Genomic DNA, 26,043 nt, shown 5'->3' on the forward strand with positions numbered 1-26,043 from the left:
TAAACCACCCAGCACCTGCCGAACCTCCCACCGCACCGTGGCGCAGCCACGGCACGGCGCTCGCGGCGAACCTTCTGGCCACCGAATCCCTCCAGCGACCTGGCCTTTTCCTTCCAGCCCTTCTCCACCTCAACCACTCTGACCTGCGAAAACACCCAGCTCCCCGCACCTTTCATCCCCTCCGCACTCCTCGTTTCCCCAGTTCAGCGGGTATTTCTGACCCAATAGCAAAGTGTGGTGTTAATGCCAGAGTAACGGGAAGTGCTGGTACGCACCGGGATTGGTGGGATTGAGGGTTGACATGGCAAAGATTTTGATTAGACTTATTAACGACGAACTCCTCTAACTCCGTTCGTCGGATTAAGAGAAGAGGGGTCTGGCAAAGAGCCCTCGGAGAGCCAGGAGGTGCGCAGATGGGCAAGTTCGTTGGAGCTGCTGTCTTGGCCTTCCTGGGTCTCGGACTGGTCGGTGACTATCCGCTCATCGGATTCGGATTCTTGACCGTCGCTGGACTTCTCGTGTGGATGGGACTCCAGGGCCGTGCATCGGCAAGGGTCGAACGGGCTCGTCCCGTGGCCGCGCGTTCGGCGCGCATGGACGTGCAGCAAGAAGTGAACTCGGCGCAGCGTGACGCGAACAAGCAGATGCGCCGCGCGGTCGAGCGCGCTCGTCGCGAGGCCCAGCGGAATGTTGACGCGGCGGTGGCGCGCGTCCGCGCCGAGCAGACGGAGCGGTGGGTGTGATGACGCGTCAGCAAAAGAGGGCCGCGATGGCTCGTCGTGCCGAGCGCTGGGAAGACTTCATGAGGCAGCGCGGCGTGAAGCGCGCTGACGCGCGCCTGGACGCTATTGAGCGCGACGCCGACCAAGCCGAGCGCGAGTGGGAAAAGCTGCCTGAGCGGCTCGCGGCCATCGAGCTTCGAGCGCGCCAGGACATTGAGAAGGCGGTCGCGGAGATTGTGCGTCAGGCGACCTCCGAGGAGCGTCGTGTTCTCTCGACTCCATTGACTCGGTATAGCGGCGCGGGGTTCGGTCGTCCCGCGACCTGGGTGTGGCATGTGAAAGCCGCGATGCCAAGTGGGCTTGCGCAGCGAGTTGGAATCGACAGCCGCGAGGGCGGGCCGATGCTTGTTCTGCGCGCGGGTGGAGGAGTTGCTGAGTCCGACCTTGCGCCAGCGGTCATCTCCAGCGAGCTGCCCGAGCTGGCGCACGATGCGAGTTTCATCGGATGGAGTGACCAGACAATTTCGTTGCTTCCCGAGGTGGCGCAGCGCTATTCGATTCTTGAGCGGCTGCGTGACGACACCTGGCTCGCCGGACTGCTGGAAGCCGCTGGGATCACCGTTTCGAGCACATCGACCGAATCGGTGCAAGGCACGTATGGGGTCGTTGAGCGGAAAGTCACGATCACATCAGTGCCGAGCCTGTCGGACGTTCGTGTGGGGCGCACTGGACTGCGCCTCACGTTCGCGCATCAGCCTGGCCGCTCCGCGAAGGACTGGAACGCCAAGGCTGATGCACTCCGCGCGGGGCTCAAGGCGGCGGGGCTCGCAGCCGACAACATGCGGATTTCGGACGGTGACGGCGGCGAAGTCGTCCTGCATCTCAACGACGTTGACCCGTTCAGTGGCACTACTCCCGACTCGGGACTTTTCGACGCCGAGAGGGGGCGAAGCCTGCTCGGCATCACCGAGTCTGGCGACGAGGCATGGATTACGTGGAACGGCTCCAGCGGCCTGGTGGTTGGTGGTGTGCCCGGCAGCGGAAAGACAGCGAGCCTCTTGCCCGTGTTCTCCGGAATGGCTGGGAAAGCCGAACTGCACGTGTTCGACGGGAAGTCGGGCTTCGACTTGCACCCCCTCCGTCATATTTCCAGCACGTACGACAGGTCGGGCGACATCGCCGCTCCGCTCGAAACTCTGCGGAAGCTGGACGCTCTGCGCACCGCGCGGGCCGAGGCCATGTACTCGGTGCTGGGAGCCAACAACTTTTGGAATCTGACTGCTGAGCAGAAGAACAAGCTCGACGTGAAGCCCGTGTTCATCGTGCTCGATGAGTGCCAGACGTGGCTGGACCAGTCGGGCATGGACAAAGAGGAGAAGAATGCTTCCGATGAAGTCCGCAAGCTCGTTCGGACACTTATCCAGAAGGGCCGCTCGGCTGGTGTTGTAGTGGTGTTGACGACTCAAAAGCCCGATGCCACTTCGGTTCCCACTGTCATCAGAGACAACGCTGCACTCAAGATTTGCTTCCGTGTGAGCACGCCTGAGCAGGCAGTGACTGTCCTTGGTCGCCAGGCACCTGGCGCGCCAGATCCTACGGAAATCCTGATGTCCAACAAAGGTCGCGGCGTCATGGAAACGGAAGGGCTCGGAATCGTCCTGTTCCAAGCTGGCTATCGCGACCCCGCTGATTTGGACTCCGAGCTGTCCCGCTGCGAGCCCGTCGAAGACCAGTCCGCCGTGGCTGCACGGCTCCTCAACCGAACCGAAAAAGTCGTGTCACGTCCCACCGCGCGCGAGACCGACGAGCAGCCCGAAGGGGCTGTCACGCCCCCTGCGGTCGAGCGCGACGAGGACACGGGAAGCACTGGAGTGGAGGGGTTCTCACTGTGAGCAGGTTTGTTGTCGGACTTGATTGTGTAGTGACTGGAGTGTCCGTCGCCGCATTCGTCGAGGGCGCTCCGAGCCCCGTCACCAAGTTCGTGCGTGCACCGCGCATCGACAACTTCGACGTGATGCACCAGGTTGCTCGGACGCTGACGACAGCCGAACTGACACTGGAATCGGTGCTGCGGTCGGGTGTTCCCGAACTGGTCGTGATGATGAAACCGAGCATGGGAGACGCACGGAAAGACACGTCTGCACCGCGCCGCATGATGCTCGCCGGGGAGATTCAGCGACGGCTTGTGGAGGCCAGGATCCCCGTGTGTGAAGTGTCGGCCATGGCGTTGGTGTCGTGGCTTCTCGGTGGCGGACGGAAATATCCCCCAAGAGACTTCGGCGCGCTGGAGCAGGCTGTGCGGGACGCCTGGCGACCAGATGATGTCGAGCCAGAGTTCCGTTTGACGACTGTCGGCGTGGCCGCTGCGGGTGCTGTCATCACGGGGATCCCGACACGACGGAAGGTCGAGAACTCGGCTCTCGCTGCGCTGCGCGAGATGCGACTGCCGAGCGGCTGGGCGCTGCCAGAACGCGCGAGCGAGTGGAACAAGCAGTACGTGAAATCAGAAGTTGCATAGGAAAGGAAAGAACGATGAGCACAGACGAAGAAATGATGTGGAAGGTGATGAATCAGCGCAGCGACGACCTCGCTGACCGCTGGTACAAGCCCGCAGGAATCGGCTTGCTGGTTGGAATCATCGGCACAGCAATTGCCGTGAGCAATCACCCGACACCCACGTGGGCAGTCGCGGTGGCGGCGGTCGGCGGTCTGGTGTGCCTGGGCTCCTTCGCTATCCCCATGAGCACCGTCTACAAAGAGGGGAACCGCCTGGAGCAGCACGTCAACTCGATGGCGGATTACCCCGAGGACTTCGATGACGACGAGGACTTCGACGAGGACGAGGACTATCCCCACGCCGTCGAGCCCGTCTCTGCACCAGCTCAGCCCGCGCCACCAGCGGGCGGGAGCCTGCTGTCCTCGCTGAGGCAGCAGCCCCAATAGACCAGTCGCCCAGACAATTCGACCAGACCGACCAGTCGCAGAAAGGAATGACAAGATGAAGAAGAACATGGTCGCCGCCAGCGCGGCGCTGGCGCTCACGGTCGGTCTGTCCGCGTGCGGGAGCCACACCAGCGCTCCCGAGGCTCAAGGCCCACTGCCCGACGTATTCCCCGTCGAGCAGGGTTGCACCGACATCCCGAAGCCCAGCGACCCGCACGGTCTCATCGGAGATAACTGGCTCAAGGACAACCCCTGTGCCATCTTCAACATGAACCGTCCAGGCGCTGGTGTTGACTCGGAGCAGGGTGTCAGGATTGTCTACGACGCGCGCATGAAAGCCCTCGCAGGGAAGCGTGACCTCGCCCTTTTGGCTCGTCAGGGCACCGAGCAGGCGGACAATCCCAATGGGGTGACCACCGATTTCAAGGGTGCCATCGCCCAGCGCCGCGCATCGCTCAAGGCCGAAATCAACGCTAGCGGCCTCGCCCTCCAGGGCAAGGCCCCCGAGGGATTCCGCATCTCTTACTTGAAGGGTGAGGGACGATGAAACTCCAGTTGGCTGTGGGAATCACGGCTGTTGCTCTGCTCGGTTCCGCATGCAGCGCGACGCCCGTGACCGCCCCGAGTTCGAGTGAGGTGCATTCGGCGAGCCCTGGTCTTGCTCCCCGGGAACACACACGGTCTGTTCCTGACGACTGCGCGGCTCAGGCAGCCACGGCACCAGGTAAGTACGCGGACATGAAAGATGTCGTGCTGGCTGCCATCCGTGAGGGAGTTCCCGCGCACGTTCCAGGAGCGGCGTACCGTCGCATCCCCACCGACCAGCCCTGGAGCCGCGCGTTCATGGCGCTCTCGACCGAGAACGTGTGCGTTGTGGATGCCCTCTCGACGGCATGGGGTGTCGATGTTCGAGGATGGATTTACACGAAGGAGAGCGGAAAGTGATGAAATCCCTGGCGGTGCTTGCCCTCACGTTCGGCGTGGGGGCAAGCACCATCGGGTGCTCGGGAGCGAGCACTCCCACAGCCCCGCTGTCGAGCACGATCAGCACCACGGCTCCGTCTCGTGCTCTGGTGGACGCGGCGGCTGTGTGGGCCGAGCACCCGCTGCCGCCGTGCCCTGACTACCCCGGAGAACGAGGCGGAGCGACGCCTCCTGGACTCTCCTTGCCAGACCATGACAGTGTGGAGAAGCAGCTTGCTGGCGTGCAAAGCCCAGGAGACGTGGGCTGGGTGCGAACCAAGCTCGGGTGGCTGACGCAATGGCTGTCGCAGACCCGTGGGGGAATCATCAAAGCCAACAACCCTACAGACACCTGGGCACAAGACGACTTCAACGATTACGTCCAACACGTCAAGGCTGAACTGCAAGCGGGGCATGATGTCTCGGATTCAGCACTGGACGGCGACTACCCCGAGAGGTGCATCTGAGATGGCACCACAGCATGACCTTGAGAAGCCCATGGACGACCCTTACTCTCTGGTCGGGGATTCCTGGCCGTCTGAGAGCGAGAACTCGTACCACACAGCGAAGGTCGCCGCCGAAGACGCCTCGACCGCTGCGTCCGTGCAGTCCGAGAGTGCGACGGACGCTGGCTCCAAGATGGGTGATGAGCACGGGAAGACCGCTGACGCGGTGTCCAGTGGATATAGTGCTGCCGCAAGGCAGTTGAGCGAACAGAGCCGAAACTTCACCACGATTTCCGCTTGGATGGAGGACGCGGCTGTCAAAGTGTTGGATGCCAAGCGGCACATCCGTCATCTCGTCCGCACCGCCACGCCGGAAATCCGCGACGCCCTGGATTCTGAACTCCACGGCACCCTCGTCCCCCCGTCATCCGCAGACCTAATCACCAAGTACCACAGTGACATTGCCACAGTCGCGAGCACTCTCACAGCCGACTTGGACGCGATTGGGCACTCGCTCGCGGGTGACCCTGGCGCTTCCCGCAGTCCGAGCTACACAAGTGTTTCCACAGCACCGACACCCGAACGCCCCGACCCCCACATGTCCGCCGCGTCCTACACGGGTGACCCCAATGCTCCCGCCGTCGAGCCGCAGCAGCTTCCCCCGATGCCCCGCGCCGTGAGCCCATCGACCGCCGAATCACCAAGCGGAGCAAGCGCTCCAAGTGCTCCGAGTGCGCCAGCCGCCCCACACTCCACTCTCGCCAACCTCATCGGCGGGCAGGGGAGTACCCCCACGGGCACCCCGACCACGGGCACCTCCACGCCGCACACCTCCTCCCCGAACACAGGCACGCCGAGCCCGCAAGCTCACCAGCCCACCGAGCGCCCCAATCCACCGAAACCCGCTGGGCTCCCGAACATCCCGAACATCTCGCTGCCAGACATCGCCGCTGCGGCAGAGACCATCACCACCGCCGTGTCCAGTGCCACGGCACACCAACTCTCCACGGCGGCTCCGAGCACGATCACGCCGAGCACCCCCGCGTCTACGGGCATCACCCCTGGCGTGCCTGGCACGTCTCCCACGGCACCCATGACTCCCATGACCCCAGGGCTCGCGCCCATCGGAGGAGGCGGAGGTCTCGCCACGCCCGCTGTCACGCAACCCGCACCCCAGGCGGCACCAGCCGCTCCGCCTGCTGCGTCCCAGCAGACCCCGACTCGTGGTCCCGCCGCCGACCTGAACTGGATTCAGAGGAACTACGGACTCGCCCCTGGCGTGGAACTCCCGAAGCCCGAGCCCCTCTCTGTACCAGCCCTTTTCATCGTTGACCTCCCCGAACACATGGCACGCCTGCACCGCGTGCTGGGCACCCTCCGTCAAGCTTTCGACGGCGCGGGATGGACTCCGCCCCTAGCTGTGGCGACCATCAAGAAGGGACTGGAATCCCGCACGGTCTACGTGACAGCGGATGCCATCTCCATCCACCCCGAGGGCGTTCTCTTGCCCTCGGGAGTCCTCCCGTTGGACGAGATTCCCAATGCACCAGCCAGTTCCGACCTTTCGGGAAGCATCATGGTCACCGACAAAATCAAGTCGCTCATTCCCCGTGGATGGGAAGTCCAAAGCATGTTGAGCACCCTGCCCGCCGACGAGAACCACCAGAGCCCCGAGCAATACCAGGAGTTAGTTGGGGCGGGTAAACTGTTGCCGTGCAAGGTGTCTCGTGGTCGGGATGACGTGGAGGTGGGTGAAGCCATGAGGGTGTTCGCACGTGCGGCGATTGGCTCGGCGGGATGCTCGGACTTGGACGTGGAGAGTTCTCGGCTCCGAGGGAGTCGGTGGGTCGGCGTCCAGCCCTCGGGATACCTGGAGGTGCTGGGTCGTTGGTATCTCTCGGACGCCGCCGAGTCGATGAGCGAGGGGCGCTGGGGCGACGCCGTGTACGCCAGCGAGAAGTACCTGGGACTTGTAGAACCGAAATCACAAGCGGCATAAGGAGAGAAGATGTATACACCGAAGCAAAGTCGGGCAATCCAAGCGGCGTACGCCCGTGCGGCGGAACGGCGCGTGGCGCTCGATGCCGTGTTCGTGTGCATCGAGGCGACTGATTGGGTCAACCGCCCGACCGCACACGAGGAGTTCATGTCCGCGATGAATGAACTCGACCGAATGCAGCGGGCGAGCAACGCGCAACTCGATTTCGAAATCGACCTTGCGCTAGGAAAATTCGACAATCTGGCTGAGCTGGGGCGAGGTCAATGAGAACCCAAGAGGCGCTGGGGCAGCGCGCCGCCGAGCTGTCCGAGCGCTCCCGTGCCGCGAGTGCACGAGCAGCCGAGTCGTTGAAAGCACAGTGGCTGGCCGCGCCGAATGGAACTTATGTCATCGAGAAGAAGGAGAAGGACTGATGTCATCAACAGTTGCAACAACGGGTGACCCCATCGTGCAGCTCCACCGAGCCACTGCGCAGTCGGCGCGGTCGGCGGCGGGTGCTTTGCCTGTCGTGAGTGCGGTCGGTATAAGGGCGAGTCACGCGGGGATCCTGACCGACGCGCTGGCGGAGACACGGAAGGTGCTGGCCGAGCTGGCTCACGTAGGGGATGTTGGTGCGAGTGGTGCCGAGGGGCTGAGCGGCCAGGACCACGAGAGCGGTCAGAAGTTCGGGACGGTGAGGGAGGCCCGACGATGACCGACCTGTTGCAGGTAGACCCAGAGGCCCTGCTGAGCTTCGCACAACAGTTGGACGGGCGGGCCGACGACCTGGAAGCTGGCCTGGCAGCTCAGCGGATGAAGGTGGAATCGGTGGTCGCGCGGTCTGGGAGCTTGTACACCCGCGATGGGCGGGTGGCCCCCGTGTTCAAGCCGATGGGGAGCGCGCTGGCGGGGGTGCTTGATCACGCGGAAGAGAACGTCGGCGCGGTCACGGCGACATTGAGGCATGACGCCGAGCTGCTCAGGGAGTTCGTCGCGCAGCACGAAGCCGCCGAGCAGCGAGCGGTGCACGGTTGGGAATCGGGCGAGCTTCAGGTGAAGCCTCGCGGGTAGAGAAGGAGAGAAGTGATGGAGAAGAACAGTCAGTGCGGGTGCTCGGAGCATCCCGTTTGGGATGTGCTCGATGAGCAGGGAGTCGAGTACGAGCGCATCGAGCAGTGACGGAAGGACGAGAACCCAAGAAGCCCTCGTGGATGTCCACGGGGGCTTCTTTCTGCACCAAGACCCCACGTCGTCCTGGCACCTAATGTGGGGAATTGGGGGGATTGATGTTTCAGGGGCGGCTCCCGATTTGCTCGAAAACCGCCCCTGACCTGCGGAGGATAGGGGATTTGAACCCCTGAGGGCTATTAACCCAACCCGCGTTCCAGGCGAGCGCCATAGGCCACTAGGCGAATCCTCCGTCGGTCATGGTAGCGGACTGGACGGGGTGCTGATGTCCACCACTGCCTTGACCGGCCCCGATACCCGTCGTGAGCTGGCCACTAGGGCTGCTCCGCCGATCAGCGCGGCAACCAGGACACCCAGCAGCGGACGGAACCCGAGGGCGTGCGCAAGGTAGGGAGCCGAGCTGGCGCCCAGGAAGACGGTGAATCCGTACAGCGCGGTGCCCGCCCCGCGCCGGGGAGCTGCCCGATCGCCGAACATGGTGACCATCGCCGTGGAGGCGACGGCGATGCCGGCGACGAAGATATTGCTGCCGAGGATGATGATCGGCACCGAGGTGGCTCCCAGCGCTTCGACCGCCAGCCCGGCCGCAGCCAGCAGATAACCGACCAGCGCCCCGGTGTCGGTGCCGACCTTGCTCACCCATGACCCCACGAACGGGGCCACCAACATGCCGGGAATGCCGGCCAGCCGAATGGTGGTGCCCATGGACTCGGGCAGGTGCAACGCCTCCACCAGCTGGGTGGCCAAGCCCGTGTACATCGCGACGAACGACAACATCAGCACGAAGACCGCAACCAGCGGCACCGCGATGTCGGCCCGGGTCAACAGGCGGGCCTGGGCGGCGAAGCCGGATATCACCCGGGAAGAGGGATCACCGCCGCGCTGCTCGTGCATGACGAGCGCCAGCAGTGCGACGTTGACCGCGAGCCCGGCGGCGCTCACCCAGAAGAGCCATTGCCAACCCCGTGCGTCAGTGATGACGGAAGCCATCACCTGGCCAAGCACACCCGCCATCAGGTAGGCGGTGGATACCGCGCCGATCGCGGTGGTCGCCGTCCGTCGCGGCAGCGCCTCCCCGAGATAGCTCAGTGCGGACGGCGAGAACGCGCCGCCGGCGAAACCTTGCAGCACCCGGAGCAATCCGAAGAGTGCGGGTGTCGGCGCGAAGGGCACCAGAAAGGTGAGGACGGCCATCGCGGTCACCCCGGTGAGCAGCACAGGACGACGGCCGAACCGGTCGGTGACGGGCCCGAACAGGAGGAAGCCCGCCGCGTAGCCGAAGAGTGCGGCAGACAGCGCGGGGGTCATGTTGTGCCCGGCGTAGGAGGCAGAGACGGCGTCGTGGATCGGGATCCACACATAGAGCTGCATGGTGACCTGCAGCGCGCACAGCACGATCAGGACCACCCGCGTCACTTCTGCACTATTGGCCGGGCGCGGGCGCGGCGGCAACCATCAGTGGCATTGTCCGTCACGTCCGAGACCCACTGATTCCCAGCGATTCTCCAGAATGGCGAGGATGTTTTTTCAGGAATGGCGGCGACAATTCGGGGCGTGCCGCCGTCGGGGACATTGGTGCTGGCCGAGCTGCCCGCGTATGCGCGGAACAATCCGCTCTACGCGGGTCCTTCGCTCATCCACGGCTGGCTGCCGGTAGCGATTCAAATTCTGGCCGCGTTGGCGGTGGCTATCGGCCTCTACCGCCGGCCCCGGAGCTGGCTGCGGGTGTGGGTGCCCAGCGCCTTGCTATGCGGTGTGTCAGTAGGCGCGCTGGCGTACTGGTACATCACCTCGCAGGGGATGGCGGATAACCCTCCGCCAATCCTGCTGTGGGTGTGGATCGGTTTGGCCGCAGTGGCATTGGTGGTGCTGATCGCGGGCTGGATGCGCACGCGCTGGCCACGGCGCGGCGCCATGGTGTTGGCAGTGCCGCTGTGTCTGATCGCCGCCGCGACCGTGCTCAATCAGTGGATCGACTATTACGACACGCTGCGATTGGCCTGGGCGGCGGTGACCGCCGGTCCATTGCCCAACGAGGCAGACATGGCGACGGTGCGGGTTCTGAAAGGCAAGGGCACCACGGCAACCGGACGGATTGTTCCCGTCGATATTTCCGCGGATGAGTCGGGATTTCGGCACCGCACCGAGTACGTCTATCTGCCGCCCGCATGGTTCGCGCGGCCCGCGCCGCCGCCGCTTCCCGCCATCGTGATGATCTCCGGGGCGTGGTCGACGCCGGCTGACTGGGTGCGTCAGGGCAACGCGGCGGCCGCCATGGATCGCTTCGCGCAGTCTCATCAGGGCGCAGCACCGGTACTGGTCTTCGTCGACACCGGGGGCAGGTTCAATAACGACACCGAATGCGTGAACGGGCCGCGCGGAAACGTTGCCGATCACATCACCAAAGAGGTTGTTCCGTACGTGAATTCAGAGTTTGGAACAAACGCCGTCGACTGGGGTGTGGTGGGTTGGTCAATGGGTGGGACCTGCGCGGCCGATCTGACGATCACCCACCCGGAGCTCTTCCACGCCTTCGTCGATATGGCAGGCGACCTCACGCCCAACGCGGGCACCAAGGATCAGACGGTGCAGCGGCTCTACGGCGGTGACGAAGACCAGTGGAGCCGATTCGACACACTGTCGGCGATGCGTAGCCACGGACGGTATCAAGATGTGGCGGGCTGGCTGGACGTCTCGACCACCGCCAAGATCAGAGCAGGCCAGGAGCAGCTGACCGGCCCCGTCGCGGCGAGCCGGCTGTGCGAGGCCGCGCAATCGGTTGGAATCGAGTGCGCGGTGGTGCGGCGTACCGGCAACCACGATTGGGTGTACGCGCAAGAGGCCTTTGCGCAGGCCTTTCCCTGGATCGCCGGGCGGCTCGGTACGCCCGGCGTCGCGCGGATATCGCTGCCCGCTTCAGGGCCGTGAATCGCAATCATTGGCAACGCAATCCGTCACGTTGTGAGGGGCTCGGCCATACCGCAAGATGTGTGCATGCGCGCCGCCTATATCGAGCAGCGAGGACCAGCAGAAAACATCAGGTACGGCACGCTTCCGGAACCGGTCGTACGCGCGGGTGAAGTGCTTGTGCGGGTTGACGCGGTCGCGGTCAATCCGGTCGATACGTTCGTACGGTCGGGTTCGTACCTCACCGAGATTCCGTTGCCGTTTGTGGTGGGACGTGACCTGGTGGGCACTGTCGCCGATGCCGCCGCGGGATTTCGGGCGGGGGATCGGGTGTGGTGCAGCAGCCTCGGGTACGACGGAAGGCAAGGTGCCACAGCAGAATTGGCTGCGGTCCCGGCAGAAAGATTATACGAGTTGCCGGCGCGGGTAGATCCGCTGACCGCGGTCGCGGTCGCCCACCCCGCTTCCACGGCTTACCTGGCGACCGTCGAATACGGTGAGATCAAGGCCGGGGAAACGGTCTTGATCCTCGGCGCGGGCGGAAATGTCGGGTCGGTGGCCGTAGCGCTGGCGGTCCGCTCGGGTGCGCGGGTCATCGCGGTGGCATCGGGACGCAGTCTGGACAGATGCGCAGCGCTGGGAGCCGCCGAGGTGTACGACTACACCTCGGACTGGGTGCCGTCGGTCCGCAAGGCACACCACGGCGTCATCGATGTCTACCTGGATACCTCGGGTGTCAACGACGTCGCCACAGCGGTCGATTTGCTTGCGCCGCATGGCCGGATCGTGCTGTTGTCGGGAGACGGGACGCCGGACACCCAGCGACCAGTACCGCTCGGGCCGCTGTACCGCAAGAGCGGCTCCATTCGCGGGTTTGTCATGTCCAGGGCGACCGTGCGTCAGCTCGCCGACGCCGCGCGGCGCACCGCGCTGCTGCTGGCCTCAGGCGAGATATCGCCGAACGCCATTGATCTCATGCAGTTTTCGGAAGCGGCACGGGCGCATCGGCGCATCGAGACCGAGGTCATGGGCGGCACCCGGCTGGTGCTGCTCCCCGCCTGATTCCTGCCCGCAACCAGGTGTTTACTGTCATCGCCGTACCGACTTGACGGACCCGAAAATCAACTTGACGGACCTTTCGCGGATACATCGCTGCCCCTCAGCGCCGGTGCCAGCCTTTGATGCGTGACCCTCTTCGAAATCGAAACCAGCGCCTTCTGCCCCGCATCCCCCGACGAGCTGTACGCCTTGGTCAGCGACCTCCCCGAGAGTGGTCGATGGAGTCCCGAATGCATTGGTGGACAGTGGATATCCGGCGAACCGGGCCAGGTTGGCGCCCGCTTCCGCGGAAACAACAACCGTGCCACCGATGTCGTTGCCTGGGCGCCCGTGGTGCGTGGAGGATGGCAGACGGAAAGTGAGATCGTCGCCGCGCAAGCGCCGACTCAGTTCAGCTGGTCCATCCTGAACCGTTCCGGCGAACTGCAAGAGAGTGTTTGGAGCTACTTTGTGGACCCGGCCGAGGGCGGATCGACCCTGCGGCACCACTACCGGATGGGCAAGCCCACCGAAGGCATCACCGAGATCATGTCGCACCTCGACGAAGAGGGTAAGCAGCGATTTGTCCGTGAATGGGGTGACAAGCTCCGCGTCGATATGCAGGCCACGGTCGACGCGATCGCACGCATCACCGAGGAGGCCAATATCGCCCAGGAAGCTGGAGCAACCCAATGATACTGCAGCGCATAGGAAACCGTGGCATCAAGCTCGGCACGCTCTTCGAGCGCGCTGCCCGCCGGTACCCGGCCAACACCCTCACCCTGGACCACCGGCCGTCGTTGGCTCCGCAATTGGAGGGCACCGCGACCATCGCGGCGGTGGCAGCTGCCGTTGATGACATCGCGCGGCGGCTGCGTGCCGCCGGAGTTGTCCCCGGGGAGAAACTCGTCATCCACAAGTCGGACGGCTTCGACATCACGCTGGCGGCATGTGCCGCGGCGCGCGTGGGTGCGGTACCAGTGCTGTTGTCCCCCAAGCTGGATGGCCAGACGGTGGCCACCCTGATCGCACGCGTCGGTAACCCGGCGCTGCTGACCGACGCGGCCAAGCTCGACGGAGAGTTGGCCGGTCAGTCCATCGCCGACATCACGTCACGCATCCTGCTCGCCGAGGGCGAGCACCCTCAGGCCGTGACGCTCTCGGGGTTGACGCCCGCCGCGCCGGCCCCCGCGGTCATCCCCAGCCCGCACGACCCCGCGCTCATTACGCACACCTCCGGCACCACCGGCGTGCCCAAGCTGGCCGTGCACACCAACTTCACCTTCGAGGCAAGGTACCGCCCGCAGGCCGCCGTCGCCGCGCTGGTGCGCCGGCGCGAACCCATCGTCATCCACGTTTCTTTCGTGCATTCCAGGCTGGTGACCGCACTGGCCATCGCGATTCTGCGCGGTTTCCCGGTTGTGGTGCTGGTTGACGACGAGCCCGAGCACGCCGCGGAGATCTTCTTGCGCGTCAAGCCTGGAATCCTTGAGGCTCACCCGAACACGTTCATCAATTGGGAGGCGCTGGCCGAAGACCCGCGCCGCCCGCTGGCCTCGGTGAAGTACTTCAGCAGCACCTTCGACGCGATTCATCCGCGCACGGTGCGCACGCTGCTGTCCGCCTCGCAGCGTCGGCGCCCGCTGTTCGGGCAGCTCTATGGCCAAAGCGAGGTCGGGCCCATTGTGGCCCGCGGTTTCAGCCGGTTCCGCTCCGCCGACTCCGACGGGCGGTGCGTCGGCTATCCGTTCCCGGGCATGACCGATGTGCGGATCGTGTCGCGTAACGGTCAGCCGCCGTCACCGGATAACCCCGGTTACATCGAGGTACGCACCGACGGGCGGATTCGTACTTACCTGGGTGAGCAGGAGCGTTACGAGAAGCAGCTCGACGACGGCTGGTGGCGGATGGGCGATGTGGGCTACCGGACCCGCTGGGGCTGCATCCACCTGCTTGATCGCGAGGTCGATCTCATCGAGGGCTTCGGCAGCACCTTGGCGGCCGAGGATCGTTTGTTCCTGGCCGTCGATGAGCTCACCGAGGTGATCATCGTCTCCGGCCCTAATGGACTTGCCCAGCCCGTGGTGTGCACGAAAAACGATGTGCCGCTCAACCGTAACGCCTGGGATGCGGCAGCAGCGCAGCTGCCGCCGATGGCGCCGCCGCTACAGCTGCGCCTTGATGAGCTTCCGCAGACGGCCACCACGAAGATCAAGAGACTGGAACTGTCGGCACGTATCGGAGCGGGGGCCTTCTGATGAGCCGCTTGCGCGAAGAGAATGGAGCCCGGTGATGAGCCGGCTCATCGTGATCGGCGGCGGCATCGGCGGGTTAGCCGTCGCGTTGACCGCTGCCGCCTCGGGTAACGAGGTGGTGGTGCTGGAGCGGGCTCGTGAATTCGCTGAAATCGGGGCAGGAATCCAGCTTGCTCCCAACGGATTACATGCACTTGAGCTGTTGGGTCTGGGCGGCAAGATCGCAGACATCGGCGTGCGGGTGGACTCGCTGCGGTTGTTCGACGCCACCGTCGACCGCTTGATCAACACCATGAGTCTGGGTGCGGATTACCAGCACCGATTCAACAGCCCCTACCTGGTTGTGCATCGCGCGGAGCTGCACCGAATTCTGGTCAGTGCGTGCGAGGCGGATAGCCGCATCGAACTGCGGAGCCGCAGCGAGGTATTCGGATACCAACAGGATGCCGCGGGAGTGCGCGCTTTGCTTGCAGGCGGCAGCAGTGTCGAAGGTGACGGCCTCGTCGGAGCCGACGGCATCAATTCGACCATCCGGCGCACCCTGCTTGCCGATGGCGAACCTCGGGTCGCCGGGATAACCGTCTACCGCACCACGGTGCCCATCGACAAGGTCGGCCAGAGCCTGCAATCCAACTCGGTCACCTGGTGGACCGGGCCGGGATGCCACCTGGTGACCTATCCGATCGCCGGCGGTTCACTGCTCAACCTGGCGGCCAGCCGCACCGACGGTGCTACGGAGGCGTTCTCGGGAGTCTCGGTCAGTGAGGCCCGGGTGCTCCACGAGTTGGCACCGTTGCGCGGGACCGCTCGCAGCCTGCTCGAGCTGGGCCGGGACTGGAGGTCCTGGGCGCTCGTGGACCGTGACCCGGTGCGGCAGTGGTCCGACGGGCGCGTGGTGCTGCTGGGGGATGCGGCGCACCCCATGCTGCACTACGCGGCGCAGGGCGCCAGTCAGGCGCTCGAGGACGCTGTGGTGTTCGGCGCGCTGATCGGTGCCGACCCCGATCGCATCCCGGGCCGATTCGCCCGATTTGCCGAAGCGCGGCGCGACCGCACCGCAGATGTGACGCTGGCGGCCCGCGCCAGTATCGGCATCTGGCACGCCGCAGGGGACGCGGCCATGGAACGTAACGAAAAGCTGGGCGCCATGCGTGATTCAGATCTGCATGAGGCGCTGGCCTGGATGCACGGCGACACCGACTTCGGGTTGGCCGCGGTGACGTCGACGGCGGGGGTGCGATAGATGTCGGATCATCAGATTTGCATCATCGGTGCGGGACCGCGCGGGCTGGCGGTGCTGGAACGCTTGTGCGCCAACGAACGTCACGCACCCAGCGCGGACAGGATCATCGTGCACGTGGTGGACCCCTATTCGCCCGGTGCCGGATCGGTGTGGCGTACCAACCAGTCCTGGCATCTGTTGATGAACACTGTCGCGTCGCAGATCACCGTCTTCACCGACGACAGCGTGGCCATCGATGGCCCCATCGAGCCCGGGCCGACGCTCTTCGAATGGGCGCAAAGCCTTGCCTTGTTGGGCGATCCGTCGCGTAGTGGTGAGAAGGCCATCGAAGAGGCGCGCACGTTGCGCTCGAACTCATACCCCACGCGCGCGCTCTACGGCCACTACCTCAGTGATAGTTTCGCTCGCGTTGTCGGTTGGGCGCCCGAGCATGTGACGGTTCGGGTGCACCGCTCTCGCGCGGTGGCGCTGGCCGATACTCATGGCGATATCGATGGCCCACAAGGCGTTCGGCTGGAGAACGGAACTCGCCTGCACGATCTCAAGGCCGTCATTCTCGCGGTCGGCCATGTGCCTGCGGGGCTGCGCCCGGGTGAGGCGCGCGCCGCCTCGCTCGCACGCATCCACGGGCTCACCTACGTCACGCCGGCCAATCCGGCCGATATTGACCTCTCGGCCATCAAGGCCGGTGAGCCCGTGGCCGTTCGCGGTTTGGGCCTGAACTTCTTCGATTACATGGCCTTGCTGACGGTGGGCCGGGGCGGGAAGTTCGTGCGGGACGGGGCGAGCCTGGTGTACCGCCCCTCGGGACAGGAACCCGTCCTGTACGCGAGTTCGCGCCGGGGCATTCCTTACCACGCGCGCGGCGAGAACCAGAAGGGATCCTCGGGTCGTTACTTCCCCCGGCTGCTCACGGTCGAGCGCATCGCCGGGCTGCGCGAGGAGCTGGGTGGGCTGCTGCAATTCCGCCGCGACCTTTGGCCGCTCATCGCCCGCGAGGTGGAATGTGTCTATTACGAGCGGCATTTGACCCAGCGCGGCATACCCGCGCACGACTTCGCCGAGCGGTACCTCCATGCCCCGGAGACCGAGCTGTCCACGGTGCTTTCCGAGCACGATCTGCTTGATATCGTCTGGAAATGGGATGATCTCGACCGCCCGTGGGGCGAGCGTGAGTTCAGCGATCCCGAGGATTTCACCGCGTGGATTCTGGAGCATCTGCGTGCCGATGTCGTCATGGCACGGGAAGGCAATGTCGACGGGCCGGTGAAGGCCGCGCTGGACGTGTTGCGGGACTTGCGCAATGAGATCCGGCTGGCGGTGGACCATGGCGGCCTGGATGGAAAGTCCTACCGGGACGAATTGGAGAGTTGGTACACGCCGCTGAACGCGTTCTTGTCGATCGGGCCTCCGGCCCAACGGATCGAGGAGATCATCGCGTTGGTGGAGGCGGGCGTCATGCATTTGGTGGGGCCGCGTATGCAGGTCCGATTCGACACTCACGATCCCGCGGTGGTCATCGAATCGCCGCTGGTGCCAGGGTCGGTGGTGCGCACCCGCAGTCTCATCGAGGCACGTTTACACGAACCCGACCTGCGCCGCAGCAGCGATCCGCTGCTGGTGTTCCTGCAGGAGACCGGCCAGTGCCGACAGTACGAGATTCCCACGGACGACAATAACGCTTATCAGACAAAGGGATTGGCGGTCACCGAGCGCCCGTACCGGTTGATCGGTGCCGACGGGCGAGTGCATCCGCGCCGGTTCGCCTACGGCGTTCCCACCGAATCGGTGCACTGGGTAACCGCCGCCGGGATCAGACCCGGTGTGGATTCGGTGACACTCGGTGACGCCGATGCCATCGCGCGGGCCGCGTTGGCATCGGCACCCACGCCGGCTGCGGATGTGGGTGATCACGGGGTGCTGGTGTGAGCGGGTTCCTGGATGCCGGGCTGTTGTCGCCGGTCAGCGCGGGCACCGTCGCCGAGGCCGAACTGGCCGACGCGGCCTGGTTGCAGGCGATGCTCGACGCCGAGGTTGCGCTGGCCTGCGCGCAGGCCGATATCGGGGTGCTGCCGCGAGCGGCGGCTGATGTCATCGCCAAGGCGGCGGCTGCACACGATATCGACGTCCGCGCGGTAGCGCTCTCGGCGCGGGAGACGGCGAACCCTGTCGTCGGCCTGATCAAGGAGCTGACCCGGGTCGTGGGAGAGATCGAGCCGAGTGCCGCCGATTACGTCCACCGTGGATCGACCAGCCAGGACATTTTCGATACCGGGTCGATGATGGTGGCCAAGCGGGTACTGGAGTTGATCGCGGCGGACCTGGGCTATGTGGGCGCGGCGCTCGCCGAGCTGGCGGTGGAGCACCGTGGCACCGTGATGGCGGGCCGCACGCTGGCGGTGCAGGCCGTGCCGACGACGTTCGGGCTCAAGGTGTCCGGGTGGCGCGAGCTGATCTTGGAGGCGCGCGCGCGTGTACTCGGGGTGGCGGATGCGCTTCCCGTGTCGCTCGGGGGTGCTGCGGGAACGCTTGCCGGATATCTCGCGTACGCGGGACCGCAGGGCGCCGATCCCGCGGCGTTCGTCGAGAAACTGACCGCTGCATTCGCCCGCACGACGGGTTTGGCCGTACCTGGACTGCCGTGGCATGCGCTACGCGCCCCGATCGCGGATATCGGCAGCATTGCCGCCTTTGTGACCGGGGCCCTCGGAAAGTTCGCGGTGGATGTGTTGACGTTGAGCCGCACCGAGATCGCGGAAGTGGCCGAGCCGGCCCCGCCGGGCCGGGGGGTGTCGTCGGCGATGCCACATAAAAGAAATCCGGTGTTGGCCACCATGATTCGCTCGGCGGCTCTGCAGGTTCCGGCGCTCAGCGTCGTGCTGACGCAGTCGCTGCTCAGCGAAGACGAGCGATCGGCCGGTGGCTGGCACGCCGAATGGTTGGTGGTGCGGGAGTGCCTACGCCTTACCGGCGGCGCGGCCCAGACCGCCGTGGAGCTGAGCCGCGGCCTGCAGGTGCGTGCTGACCGCATGTCGGAGAACCTGGCCTTGCTCGGCGGGCAGCCTTCGGCGGAGCGGCTGTCGGCGGCACTGACCCCGCAGCTGGGCAAAGGCCCTGCCAAGGCCGTCGTCACCGAGGTGGTGGATGAGGCTGTCGCGCGTGGCCTGAGTTTGCGCGAGGCAAGTCTGGCCCGGCCCGAGATCATCGCGTGGTTGAGTGCGGTCGAGATCGATGAACTGCTGGACCCTGCCACCTACACAGGAGCGGCAGGTCAGCTGGTTGCGGAGGCAATCGCGCCACGTTTCTGAGAAGGCCACCTGCGTGAACTTCTGCTCAGCTTGATTCTTTGCGAACTGTTCGCGCGTAAGAGTCTTGACGGTGCCATACCCCGCCCTTACCGTTGCCACGCACACACGGCAGACGGGTAGTTGGGATTGACTGACATACAGGTGAGTGGGGCGCGCGAAGGGGTTCCGAGTGTTGGCCACTCGGCGCTCTCGGTGCTCCGGTTACTGGCCTCCGGAACGGCTCCTGACGTATTCGAGGCCCGGCTCAAAGAGATGGCCCGCGAATCCTCGCCGCCCTGGAGCGCGACGGATCTGCACCGGGCCCGCGGATACGCCGAGCGCATCTACGGTCTCATCGAGGGCCAGAACCAGCGCGAGGCACGATTGTCCAACTTGGTGGGCGTCGGTATCGATCTGCTCGGCTGCCATGATCTCGACGAGGCATCCACCACCCTGGTCAAACGGGCGCGGATCATGCTCGACGCCGATTTCTCGTTCATTTCGGTGCGCGATGATTCGGGGACCGAGGTACGACACCACGTGCGCTACGTCGATGGGCCCACCACGGCGATCAATCATGGACTCTTCTTTCCCATCGGCGACGACGTTGGGCTGGTGAGCCTGTATCGCCCGGGGCAGGGCCCGGTCTGGACCGCGGATTACCCGTCCGACACCAGGTTCAGCAGAGCCAGCCACGGTGATGCCGCCATGCGCTCCGAAGGCGTACACAGCCTGATGGTCATGCCGATGGAGCATGAGGGACAGCATTTCGGGAACCTCTATGTCGGGTCGCGCACGGTGCGCAGCTTCAGCCCCGCCGAGAGATCCTTGTTCGCGAGCCTGTGCTCGTTCGCGGGTATCGCGCTGGCGCGGGCAAGCGAGTTCTCCAGTAACACAGCACAAATCTGTGCCCTGGAACGTCGCCTCGAGTTGCGGACCGTCCTGCTGGACACCGGTGCCGGTCCGGCCGGTATGGACGGTTTCGTCCTCACCGCGGGAGAGCAGCTGGGCGTCGCGATGCGTGTGACGGGGCATGACGGCTCCGAGATCGCCTCCTATAAATGGAAACCCGAGGCGCGCGGCATCCTGACCACGGCGCTGACCATCGGTGATGACTACCATGGCGAGTTATCCGTGGCCAGCCTCGATGATGGTCTTGTTTCGTTGTACCCGTTGAAGATTCAGGATCTGGCCACCACTGCGGCGGTGGTGATGTGTGGCGACAACAGGATGTCGCTGTCGGTGTCGCAGCTGCGCAATGACCTGCTGCATGACGTGCTGGATTATCGCCAGCGCGACAGCAGGCTGGTCCAGATATACGCCCGCCGTTTGGCTTTGGATCTCAACCAGCCGCATGTCGTCGTCATCGTGCGGCCAGAACGTGGTGGGCTGGACCGGGCATCACTGTGGTCGGCTTCGTTCGCCTCGCGAGTGGGCGGGTTGCGGGCCACCCAGGACGAGGTGGTGGTGCTACTCATTCCGGGAACGGATCCGGGCCGCACCGCCCAGACGGTGTGGGACGAGACCACCGCACACCTGCGGATGCCGGTCACGGTGTCGTCGGCCGGGCCGTCGGATCGGATCGAGTCCATCGAAGAGACCTATCAAGACGCGATGCGATGTCTGGACGCGATGAGCGCGTTGGGTGCTCTCGGCACAGCAGCCGCCGCCAACGAACTGGGATTCTTGGGGGTGCTGCTCTCGCGCCACCAGGATGTGGAGGGTTTCGTCAGATCGATGGTGGGCCCCGTCATCGACTACGACGAGGACCGTGACACCGATCTGCTCCAGACGCTCGACGTGTATTTCACCGTCGGCGCCAGCCCCACCCGGGCCGCGAAAATCCTTCACACCCACCCCAATACCGTGGTCCGCCGCCTCGATCGGGTGAACGAGCTACTTGGCGAAGGGTGGCAGGATGCCGAGCGGCTCCTGGACACGCAGCTCGCCATCAAGCTGTGGAAAGTGAGAGGCTCGCTGCTCACTCGCCAGACCGGGTGATACCAGGCATCCGACCGTCGCGGCGATGGATACCAGTGTGGCGTGCCGGTGCCATCCGGTGAACGACCGGCCCGCGAAGTCCTGCATACCCATGCGGTTGGCCAGGTGTAGGTATCCCTGCTGTACGTGATCGGCCAAGGCCACCTGGTGTGCCTGCGACGACGTGGAGAACTCGGGGTCGTTGGTCAGCCAGAGTTCGGTGCGCGCACGCGGGTGGTCCAGGGGAGTCATCCCGACCAGGGTCAGCGGCGTCCGGGAACGTGCCGCTGCGGGGTCGGCCAACTGCACCTTGGCGATGCTGATCAGGTGACGGCGTCCCTGGTAGACGTACTGCTCGGTGCGTCGTGAGCCCTTGGTGGCCTGCACAATCTGGGCGGCGGGCAGTACGCGGCCCTGGTAGCCGGCGAATGCCGGATCGACCACCTGCAGCTGCAGGTCGCTGGGCACCCGTGTGGTCGCAACCTGGTGAGTGAGGGTCCCGAAGAGCTGCGCGAGGTCGGTGCCGTTGGCGCCGAGCAGGTCGAAGATCACCGGCGCCTTCGCGGGACGCGCTACCCGGACGAACTCCTGGAACGACGACAGCGCGCAGCCGCTCACTGACTCCAGCGGGTAGTCCTCGGGAATGGAGGTCTTGGACTTCTTGGTAGTGGATTCCAGCCAGGGCTGCGACAGGTGCAACCGCCAGCTCACCGGAACCGCGAAACCATCGGCCGCGAGCCACACGCTGAGGGCCAGTTGGCCGTTCACCGCGCGTCCGGCGCGGGGGCAGTAACGCCGATCCACACCCACCGAGTGCACGCCGGCCTTGGGGATCAGCATGGGGGTCACCACCCACGCGGCCGCGTGATACGCACTGGTGAGGTACGAGGTCAAATCCCGGCGCACCGCCCACCAGTCCCAGGTAGAGCTGTTCACGAAGTGGTGCAGGTTCTGCTCGCTCACTTCGCGACCCATCGATTGGCCCATGGTGGCCGCCATGTTCCGCGCCGACTTGCGCCCGCGCACCTTCAGCAGGCCGGTGACATAGTCCTCTCCCTTGGCGCGCTGATCGCAGCGTGGCAGTGATCGCAGCACCTCCGGGCATACATGCGCGGCTACCGATGCCATGGCGTCGACCGAGCTGACGCGCGGGCGCGTATCGAACAGATCGGTCGCGGCCTGGGTCTTGGTCGCAGAAGTCATGCTGACGCACCTCGATGAATTAGCGGATGTTCAATGTCGACCCAAGAATGGGCGAGATCTCGGCTGAGGAACAGGTATTGGCGCCACACAAAGTGACGGACTATGCGGGTGCCCCGCTACACCCACCTTGGTGGACTAATGCAAGATGACTGATTGGTAAACAACCCGCTGACCTGCTAAACGTTCGTTCCGGCCTGAGTGATTAGGTGGCGCAATAGGTGGTCAGAGGGGTCGACCTGACGGATTGTCTCCGAACTGACGAATTGAATTCGCGATTGTTTGGCGGGCGATGCCGCATCCCGAAGATAGAGGGGTGATCACCCGGCGTGCGTTGCTAGGAACGACTTTTGCATTGGCTGGCGCGGCGGCGCTCGCCGGTTGCGGCTCCCAGGCTCGCGCGGCGGACCCGCAAGTTTCGGTGACTGCGGGTGCGATTCGTGGTGAGACCACCGGCACGGTGCACGTGTTCCGCGGCATCCCCTATGCACAGCCGCCGACGGGAGAGAATCGGTTCCGTTCTCCCCGGCCGGTGAATCCGTGGGGAGATACCTTGAACGCCACCCGGTTCGGGTCCGACTTCATTCAGCCCGCCGGTGGTGATCCGGTGCTCCAGGAAGACGCCCTGTACGCCAATGTATGGACACCGTCGGTGGACGGGGGCGCCAAGCTGCCCGTGATCGTCTACATCCACGGCGGCGGCTGGTCCCGTGGTGCGGGCAGCCTTCCTGTCTATGACGGGGCCGCTCTTGCCGAACGCGCCGGTGCGGTCGTCGTCAACTTCAACTACCGGCTGGGCGCCTTCGGGTTCTGCGGCCATCCGGCTCTCGAAGACCCGGTCACCGGGCTGCACACCAACTGGGGTCTGCAAGACCAGATCGCGTTGTTGCACTGGGTCAGTGAGAACGCCAGGGCATTCGGCGGCGATCCCGGGAACATCACGCTGGTGGGGACCTCGGCGGGTGGTGCGAGTACCTGGCAGTTATCGCTGCATCCGCAGACACGGCCGCTGCTGCGCCGGATCATCAGCATCAGCCAGGCGCATGTGTGGAGCCCGTACCTGAGTTTGACCCCGGAGGACGCCACCGCCACGTTCGATGCGCTGGCCGCCGCCCAGGGGGTCGCGGTGAAGAATCTGAAGGGCGTGCCGGCGGATCGGATTCGCGACTGGTGGGTCGCGCAGTTCGCGCAGCCAAGGTCGCAGCGGGTGGTCCGCAGCGGTCGCCAGTACCGCGGGCCGGTGCTGGATCCGGTGCTGCTTCCGGCTTTCGATGTCAATCAGCCACTGCCGGATATCCCCACCATCTCGATCTACACCAGCACCGAGGGTGCGTTCTTCACCGGACCCAACGCACCCGAACCGCAGGCGCAGCCCACCGACGCCGCGTCTCTGCACGCCGCGTTCCGGGACATCCTGGAGCAGGGGGTGCCGTCGGTGTCTGATGCGGTGGTCGCCGATGCCGTCGCTCTGTATACGGATTCAGCGAAGCAGGATGGGCGCCCCGCCGACCCGCTGTCGTTGTGGACGGAACTGTGGGGAGATGCTCTGATCCGCCACGACATCCTCGCCTTCACCCGCCGCGCGGCTGCCGAACGGCGTGCGCCGCTGTATCTGATGGAGTACGCGCATCCGGTCAAGCCGCCGTACTTCGGTGTGCCGCACGAGTCGACATCGCCGTTCCTGTTCGGTACGTACGCACATCCGGCCAATGTGGCCAAGTTCGGCGATGGGCCTAAGGAACAGGAAACCTCGGCAGCCTTCATGGATTTGGTGGCGGAGTTCGTACACGGCAAGCCGCCGGCCAGTCCCCGGCTCCCGCAATGGAATCCAGTCGACCATGACCTGCGCCAGCTCGTGCTGCGCGACGGATCCGGGACCATCACCGCACCTACCAAGACCACGCAGCTGGGCGTTCTCGACGCAGTCCAGTGGGGCAAGTGAATCAGAAATCAAACGAATGGAGATCACGGGAATGACTGCGCCATCACTGCTGCTCGATACCGGACGCGCTGTGCAACAGCCGGTCTGGGAGAACCACGTACACCTGGAACGGGTGCGTTCGGAACTCAGCGAGCTGCCCGCACTGGTCGGGGCCGACGAGATTCGGACCCTGCGCACGCTGCTGAGCACCGTCGCGCAGGGCCGCGCCACCATCATCCAGGCGGGCGACTGCGCCGAGGATCCGCAGGAGTCGACCGACGCGCACGTGGCTCGCAAGGTCGCGCTGCTCAATGTCCTGGCCGGCGCCATGCGGATGAAGACGTACCGGCCGGTCCTGCGCGTCGGACGTATCGGCGGTCAGTACGCCAAGCCGCGATCCAAGCCCACCGAGACCGTCGACGGTGTCGAGCTGGCTTCTTTCCGTGGGCATCTCGTCAACAGCCCGCAGCCCCATCCGGTGCATCGCCGCGCCAACCCGGACCGGATGCTGGCCGGATACTGGGCGGCGAACCGGGTGATGGGTCACCTGGGGTGGCGGGTGCCTTCCTCGCTGTCGGTCATCGAGCCGCCGGTCTGGACATCGCATGAGGCGCTGCTGCTCGACTACGAGGTGCCCCAATTGCGCCGCGATGGGGAGAACCGCATGGTGCTCACCTCCACCCACTGGCCCTGGATCGGCGACCGGACCCGGCATCTGGATGGGCCGCACGTCGAATTGTTCTCCCGCATTGCCAATCCCGTGGCGTGCAAGGTGGGCCCGTCGATGACTGTCGAGGATCTGCTTGCCTTGTGCGAGAAGCTGGACCCGGAGCGTGAGAGCGGCAGGCTGACGTTGATCGCCCGGCTGGGTGCCGCGGCGGTGCGCGACAAACTTCCCGAACTGGTCGCCGCCGTGCGTGATTCCGGACATCCGGTGATCTGGCTGTGCGATCCGCTGCACGCCAACACGGTGTCGACGGATTCGGGGTACAAGACGCGTCACGTGCAGACGGCCATCGATGAGGTGCGCGGCTTCCGTGAGGTTCTCGCGGATGCGGATGTGCATGCCGGCGGGCTGCACCTCGAGGCCACACCGGACGATGTGGTCGAGTGCGTCTTCGACGGCTCGCAGAATCACGAAGTCGGTGAGCGCTATTCGACACTGTGCGACCCGCGCCTCAACACCGCTCAGGCCACTGAGGTGGTGTCCGCATGGTAGCGGTGGTCACCGGCGCGGGTGGCGGAGTCGGTTCCCGCGTGGTCACCGCGCTGGCGCGCCGCGACGAGCGCGTGGTTGCGGTGGACATCGATGAGGTGGCCATCAAGCAGCTGGTGGAATACGCCGCCGATGAGGGGCTGGATATCGTCGGGCAGGTCCTCGACATCACCGACGACACCGCGGTGGCGGTAGGTGTGGCCGATATCGAATCCCGGATAGGTCCCATCACGTCACTGGTCAACGGGGCAGGTGTGCTCAGAACCGGTGCGGCGGTCGAATTTTCCGATGCCGACTGGGCACGCACCTTCGACGTGAATGTGCGTGCGCCCTTTGTGCTGAGCCGTGAGGCGGCGCGGTACATGATTCCGCGCCGTGCGGGCGGCATCGTGACCATCGCGTCCAACGCCGCGTTGGTGGCCCGCAAGGGCATGACGGCGTATGCGGCATCCAAGGCGGCCGCCAACGCCTTCACCAAGAGCCTCGGCCTGGAGCTCGCCGAGTACGGAATCCGTTGTAACGTGGTGGCACCCGGATCCACGGACACCCCCATGCTGCGGGCGATGCTCGGTGATTCCTCCGATGCCGGCCTGGTCGCCGGAAGCCTTGACGACTACAAGCCCGGGATTCCCTTGGGGCGTGTTGCCCAGCCACAGCACATCGCCGATGCCGTGGCCTTCCTGCTCTCCGACCAAGCTGCCCACATCACCATGCACACGCTGGTGGTTGATGGCGGCGCGACACTAGGGGTTTGAC

General features: G+C 65.1%; 25 protein-coding genes and 1 tRNA gene. 23 read left to right on the forward strand and 3 right to left on the reverse strand.

Going from position 1 to position 26,043, the window contains the following annotated elements; genetic code table 11:
- Positions 1-413 precede the first annotated feature (413 nt).
- Genes ABG82_RS01895 through ABG82_RS01945 form a run of 12 tightly spaced genes read left to right on the forward strand, consistent with a single transcriptional unit; the run spans position 414 to position 8,123 of the window.
- Positions 414-743 (forward strand): hypothetical protein, encoded by a 330-nt coding sequence (locus ABG82_RS01895; protein WP_043080545.1) that lies wholly within the window; start codon positions 414-416, stop codon positions 741-743.
- Positions 743-2,614: an FtsK/SpoIIIE domain-containing protein gene (locus ABG82_RS01900; RefSeq protein ID WP_155772764.1), complete on the forward strand. Its 1,872-nt coding sequence runs from the start codon at positions 743-745 to the stop codon at positions 2,612-2,614. The genes ABG82_RS01895 and ABG82_RS01900 overlap by 1 nt, the downstream gene beginning before the upstream one ends.
- Positions 2,615-2,643: 29 nt before the next feature.
- Complete coding sequence (locus tag ABG82_RS01905; RefSeq protein ID WP_131676377.1) at positions 2,644-3,240, forward strand: hypothetical protein; 597 nt, start codon at positions 2,644-2,646, stop codon at positions 3,238-3,240.
- A gap of 14 nt (positions 3,241-3,254) precedes the next feature.
- The gene (locus tag ABG82_RS01910; RefSeq protein WP_043080593.1) at positions 3,255-3,665 is read left to right on the forward strand and encodes a hypothetical protein; all 411 of its coding nucleotides are present in this window, start codon (positions 3,255-3,257) and stop codon (positions 3,663-3,665) included.
- A gap of 55 nt (positions 3,666-3,720) precedes the next feature.
- The gene (locus tag ABG82_RS01915) at positions 3,721-4,212 is read left to right on the forward strand and encodes a hypothetical protein (RefSeq protein ID WP_043080600.1); all 492 of its coding nucleotides are present in this window, start codon (positions 3,721-3,723) and stop codon (positions 4,210-4,212) included.
- Positions 4,209-4,610, forward strand: a complete 402-nt coding sequence (locus tag ABG82_RS28855; protein ID WP_054175754.1) for a hypothetical protein — start codon at positions 4,209-4,211, stop codon at positions 4,608-4,610. Before ABG82_RS01915 ends, ABG82_RS28855 begins: the two co-directional genes overlap by 4 nt.
- Positions 4,610-5,095 (forward strand): hypothetical protein, encoded by a 486-nt coding sequence (locus ABG82_RS28860; protein ID WP_234714548.1) that lies wholly within the window; start codon positions 4,610-4,612, stop codon positions 5,093-5,095. The genes ABG82_RS28855 and ABG82_RS28860 overlap by 1 nt, the downstream gene beginning before the upstream one ends.
- Before the next feature lies 1 nt (position 5,096).
- Positions 5,097-7,073 carry a hypothetical protein gene (locus ABG82_RS01930; protein ID WP_043080490.1) on the forward strand — a complete coding sequence of 659 codons (1,977 nt, stop codon included), beginning with the start codon at positions 5,097-5,099 and terminating at the stop codon, positions 7,071-7,073.
- A 9-nt stretch (positions 7,074-7,082) separates the two neighbouring features.
- A complete protein-coding gene (locus ABG82_RS01935; RefSeq protein WP_043080489.1) occupies positions 7,083-7,340 on the forward strand; it encodes a hypothetical protein in 258 nt (85 codons plus the stop codon).
- Positions 7,337-7,486 (forward strand): hypothetical protein, encoded by a 150-nt coding sequence (locus tag ABG82_RS28515; RefSeq protein WP_165589744.1) that lies wholly within the window; start codon positions 7,337-7,339, stop codon positions 7,484-7,486. Before ABG82_RS01935 ends, ABG82_RS28515 begins: the two co-directional genes overlap by 4 nt.
- Positions 7,486-7,767, forward strand: a complete 282-nt coding sequence (locus tag ABG82_RS01940) for a hypothetical protein (RefSeq protein WP_043080488.1) — start codon at positions 7,486-7,488, stop codon at positions 7,765-7,767. Before ABG82_RS28515 ends, ABG82_RS01940 begins: the two co-directional genes overlap by 1 nt.
- Positions 7,764-8,123 carry a hypothetical protein gene (locus ABG82_RS01945; protein WP_043080487.1) on the forward strand — a complete coding sequence of 120 codons (360 nt, stop codon included), beginning with the start codon at positions 7,764-7,766 and terminating at the stop codon, positions 8,121-8,123. The genes ABG82_RS01940 and ABG82_RS01945 overlap by 4 nt, the downstream gene beginning before the upstream one ends.
- 263 nt (positions 8,124-8,386) lie before the next feature.
- On the opposite strand, the gene ABG82_RS01950 is transcribed toward ABG82_RS01945, so the two are convergent.
- Together ABG82_RS01950 and ABG82_RS01955 are read right to left on the reverse strand one after the other, a co-directional pair.
- Positions 8,387-8,472, reverse strand: a tRNA-Ser gene (locus ABG82_RS01950).
- A 5-nt stretch (positions 8,473-8,477) separates the two neighbouring features.
- A complete protein-coding gene (locus ABG82_RS01955) occupies positions 8,478-9,656 on the reverse strand; it encodes an MFS transporter (RefSeq protein ID WP_043080486.1) in 1,179 nt (392 codons plus the stop codon).
- A 117-nt stretch (positions 9,657-9,773) separates the two neighbouring features.
- On the opposite strand from ABG82_RS01955, the gene ABG82_RS01960 reads away from it, so the two are divergent.
- The 8 genes from ABG82_RS01960 to ABG82_RS01995 all read left to right on the forward strand — a co-directional run bounded on the left by ABG82_RS01960 (position 9,774) and on the right by ABG82_RS01995 (position 20,971).
- Positions 9,774-11,168 (forward strand): alpha/beta hydrolase-fold protein, encoded by a 1,395-nt coding sequence (locus ABG82_RS01960; RefSeq protein ID WP_078343750.1) that lies wholly within the window; start codon positions 9,774-9,776, stop codon positions 11,166-11,168.
- Between the two features lie 66 nt (positions 11,169-11,234).
- A complete protein-coding gene (locus ABG82_RS01965) occupies positions 11,235-12,209 on the forward strand; it encodes an NADPH:quinone reductase (protein ID WP_043080485.1) in 975 nt (324 codons plus the stop codon).
- Between the two features lie 123 nt (positions 12,210-12,332).
- Positions 12,333-12,881 carry an SRPBCC family protein gene (locus ABG82_RS01970; protein WP_043080484.1) on the forward strand — a complete coding sequence of 183 codons (549 nt, stop codon included), beginning with the start codon at positions 12,333-12,335 and terminating at the stop codon, positions 12,879-12,881.
- Entirely contained in the window at positions 12,878-14,443 is a 1,566-nt protein-coding gene (locus ABG82_RS01975) for an AMP-binding protein (protein ID WP_043080483.1), read from the forward strand. The genes ABG82_RS01970 and ABG82_RS01975 overlap by 4 nt, the downstream gene beginning before the upstream one ends.
- A 34-nt stretch (positions 14,444-14,477) precedes the next feature.
- Positions 14,478-15,683: an FAD-dependent monooxygenase gene (locus tag ABG82_RS01980; protein WP_043080482.1), complete on the forward strand. Its 1,206-nt coding sequence runs from the start codon at positions 14,478-14,480 to the stop codon at positions 15,681-15,683.
- A complete protein-coding gene (locus ABG82_RS01985; protein ID WP_043080481.1) occupies positions 15,684-17,612 on the forward strand; it encodes an FAD/NAD(P)-binding protein in 1,929 nt (642 codons plus the stop codon).
- Positions 17,609-18,991, forward strand: coding sequence for a class-II fumarase/aspartase family protein (locus ABG82_RS01990; protein WP_043080480.1), 1,383 nt, complete (start codon positions 17,609-17,611; stop codon positions 18,989-18,991). The genes ABG82_RS01985 and ABG82_RS01990 overlap by 4 nt, the downstream gene beginning before the upstream one ends.
- Positions 18,992-19,243: 252 nt before the next feature.
- Positions 19,244-20,971, forward strand: coding sequence for a helix-turn-helix domain-containing protein (locus ABG82_RS01995; RefSeq protein WP_043080492.1), 1,728 nt, complete (start codon positions 19,244-19,246; stop codon positions 20,969-20,971).
- Here the strand turns inward: ABG82_RS01995 and ABG82_RS02000 are convergent.
- The gene (locus ABG82_RS02000) at positions 20,867-22,153 is read right to left on the reverse strand and encodes an IS701 family transposase (protein ID WP_043080479.1); all 1,287 of its coding nucleotides are present in this window, start codon (positions 22,151-22,153) and stop codon (positions 20,867-20,869) included. The genes ABG82_RS01995 and ABG82_RS02000 overlap by 105 nt on opposite strands.
- Positions 22,154-22,466: 313 nt before the next feature.
- Here ABG82_RS02000 and ABG82_RS02005 point away from each other — a divergent pair, with 313 nt between their 5' ends.
- From ABG82_RS02005 to ABG82_RS02015, 3 genes are read left to right on the forward strand one after another with little or no spacing between them, the layout of a single operon-like run.
- The gene (locus tag ABG82_RS02005) at positions 22,467-24,092 is read left to right on the forward strand and encodes a carboxylesterase family protein (RefSeq protein ID WP_043080491.1); all 1,626 of its coding nucleotides are present in this window, start codon (positions 22,467-22,469) and stop codon (positions 24,090-24,092) included.
- A gap of 16 nt (positions 24,093-24,108) precedes the next feature.
- Positions 24,109-25,290: a 3-deoxy-7-phosphoheptulonate synthase gene (locus ABG82_RS02010; protein ID WP_043080478.1), complete on the forward strand. Its 1,182-nt coding sequence runs from the start codon at positions 24,109-24,111 to the stop codon at positions 25,288-25,290.
- Entirely contained in the window at positions 25,284-26,042 is a 759-nt protein-coding gene (locus ABG82_RS02015; protein ID WP_043080477.1) for an SDR family oxidoreductase, read from the forward strand. The genes ABG82_RS02010 and ABG82_RS02015 overlap by 7 nt, the downstream gene beginning before the upstream one ends.
- The last annotated feature ends 1 nt before the right edge of the window (position 26,043 follow it).

Source organism: Mycobacteroides immunogenum, from assembly GCF_001605725.1.
GTDB lineage: Bacteria > Actinomycetota > Actinomycetes > Mycobacteriales > Mycobacteriaceae > Mycobacterium > Mycobacterium immunogenum.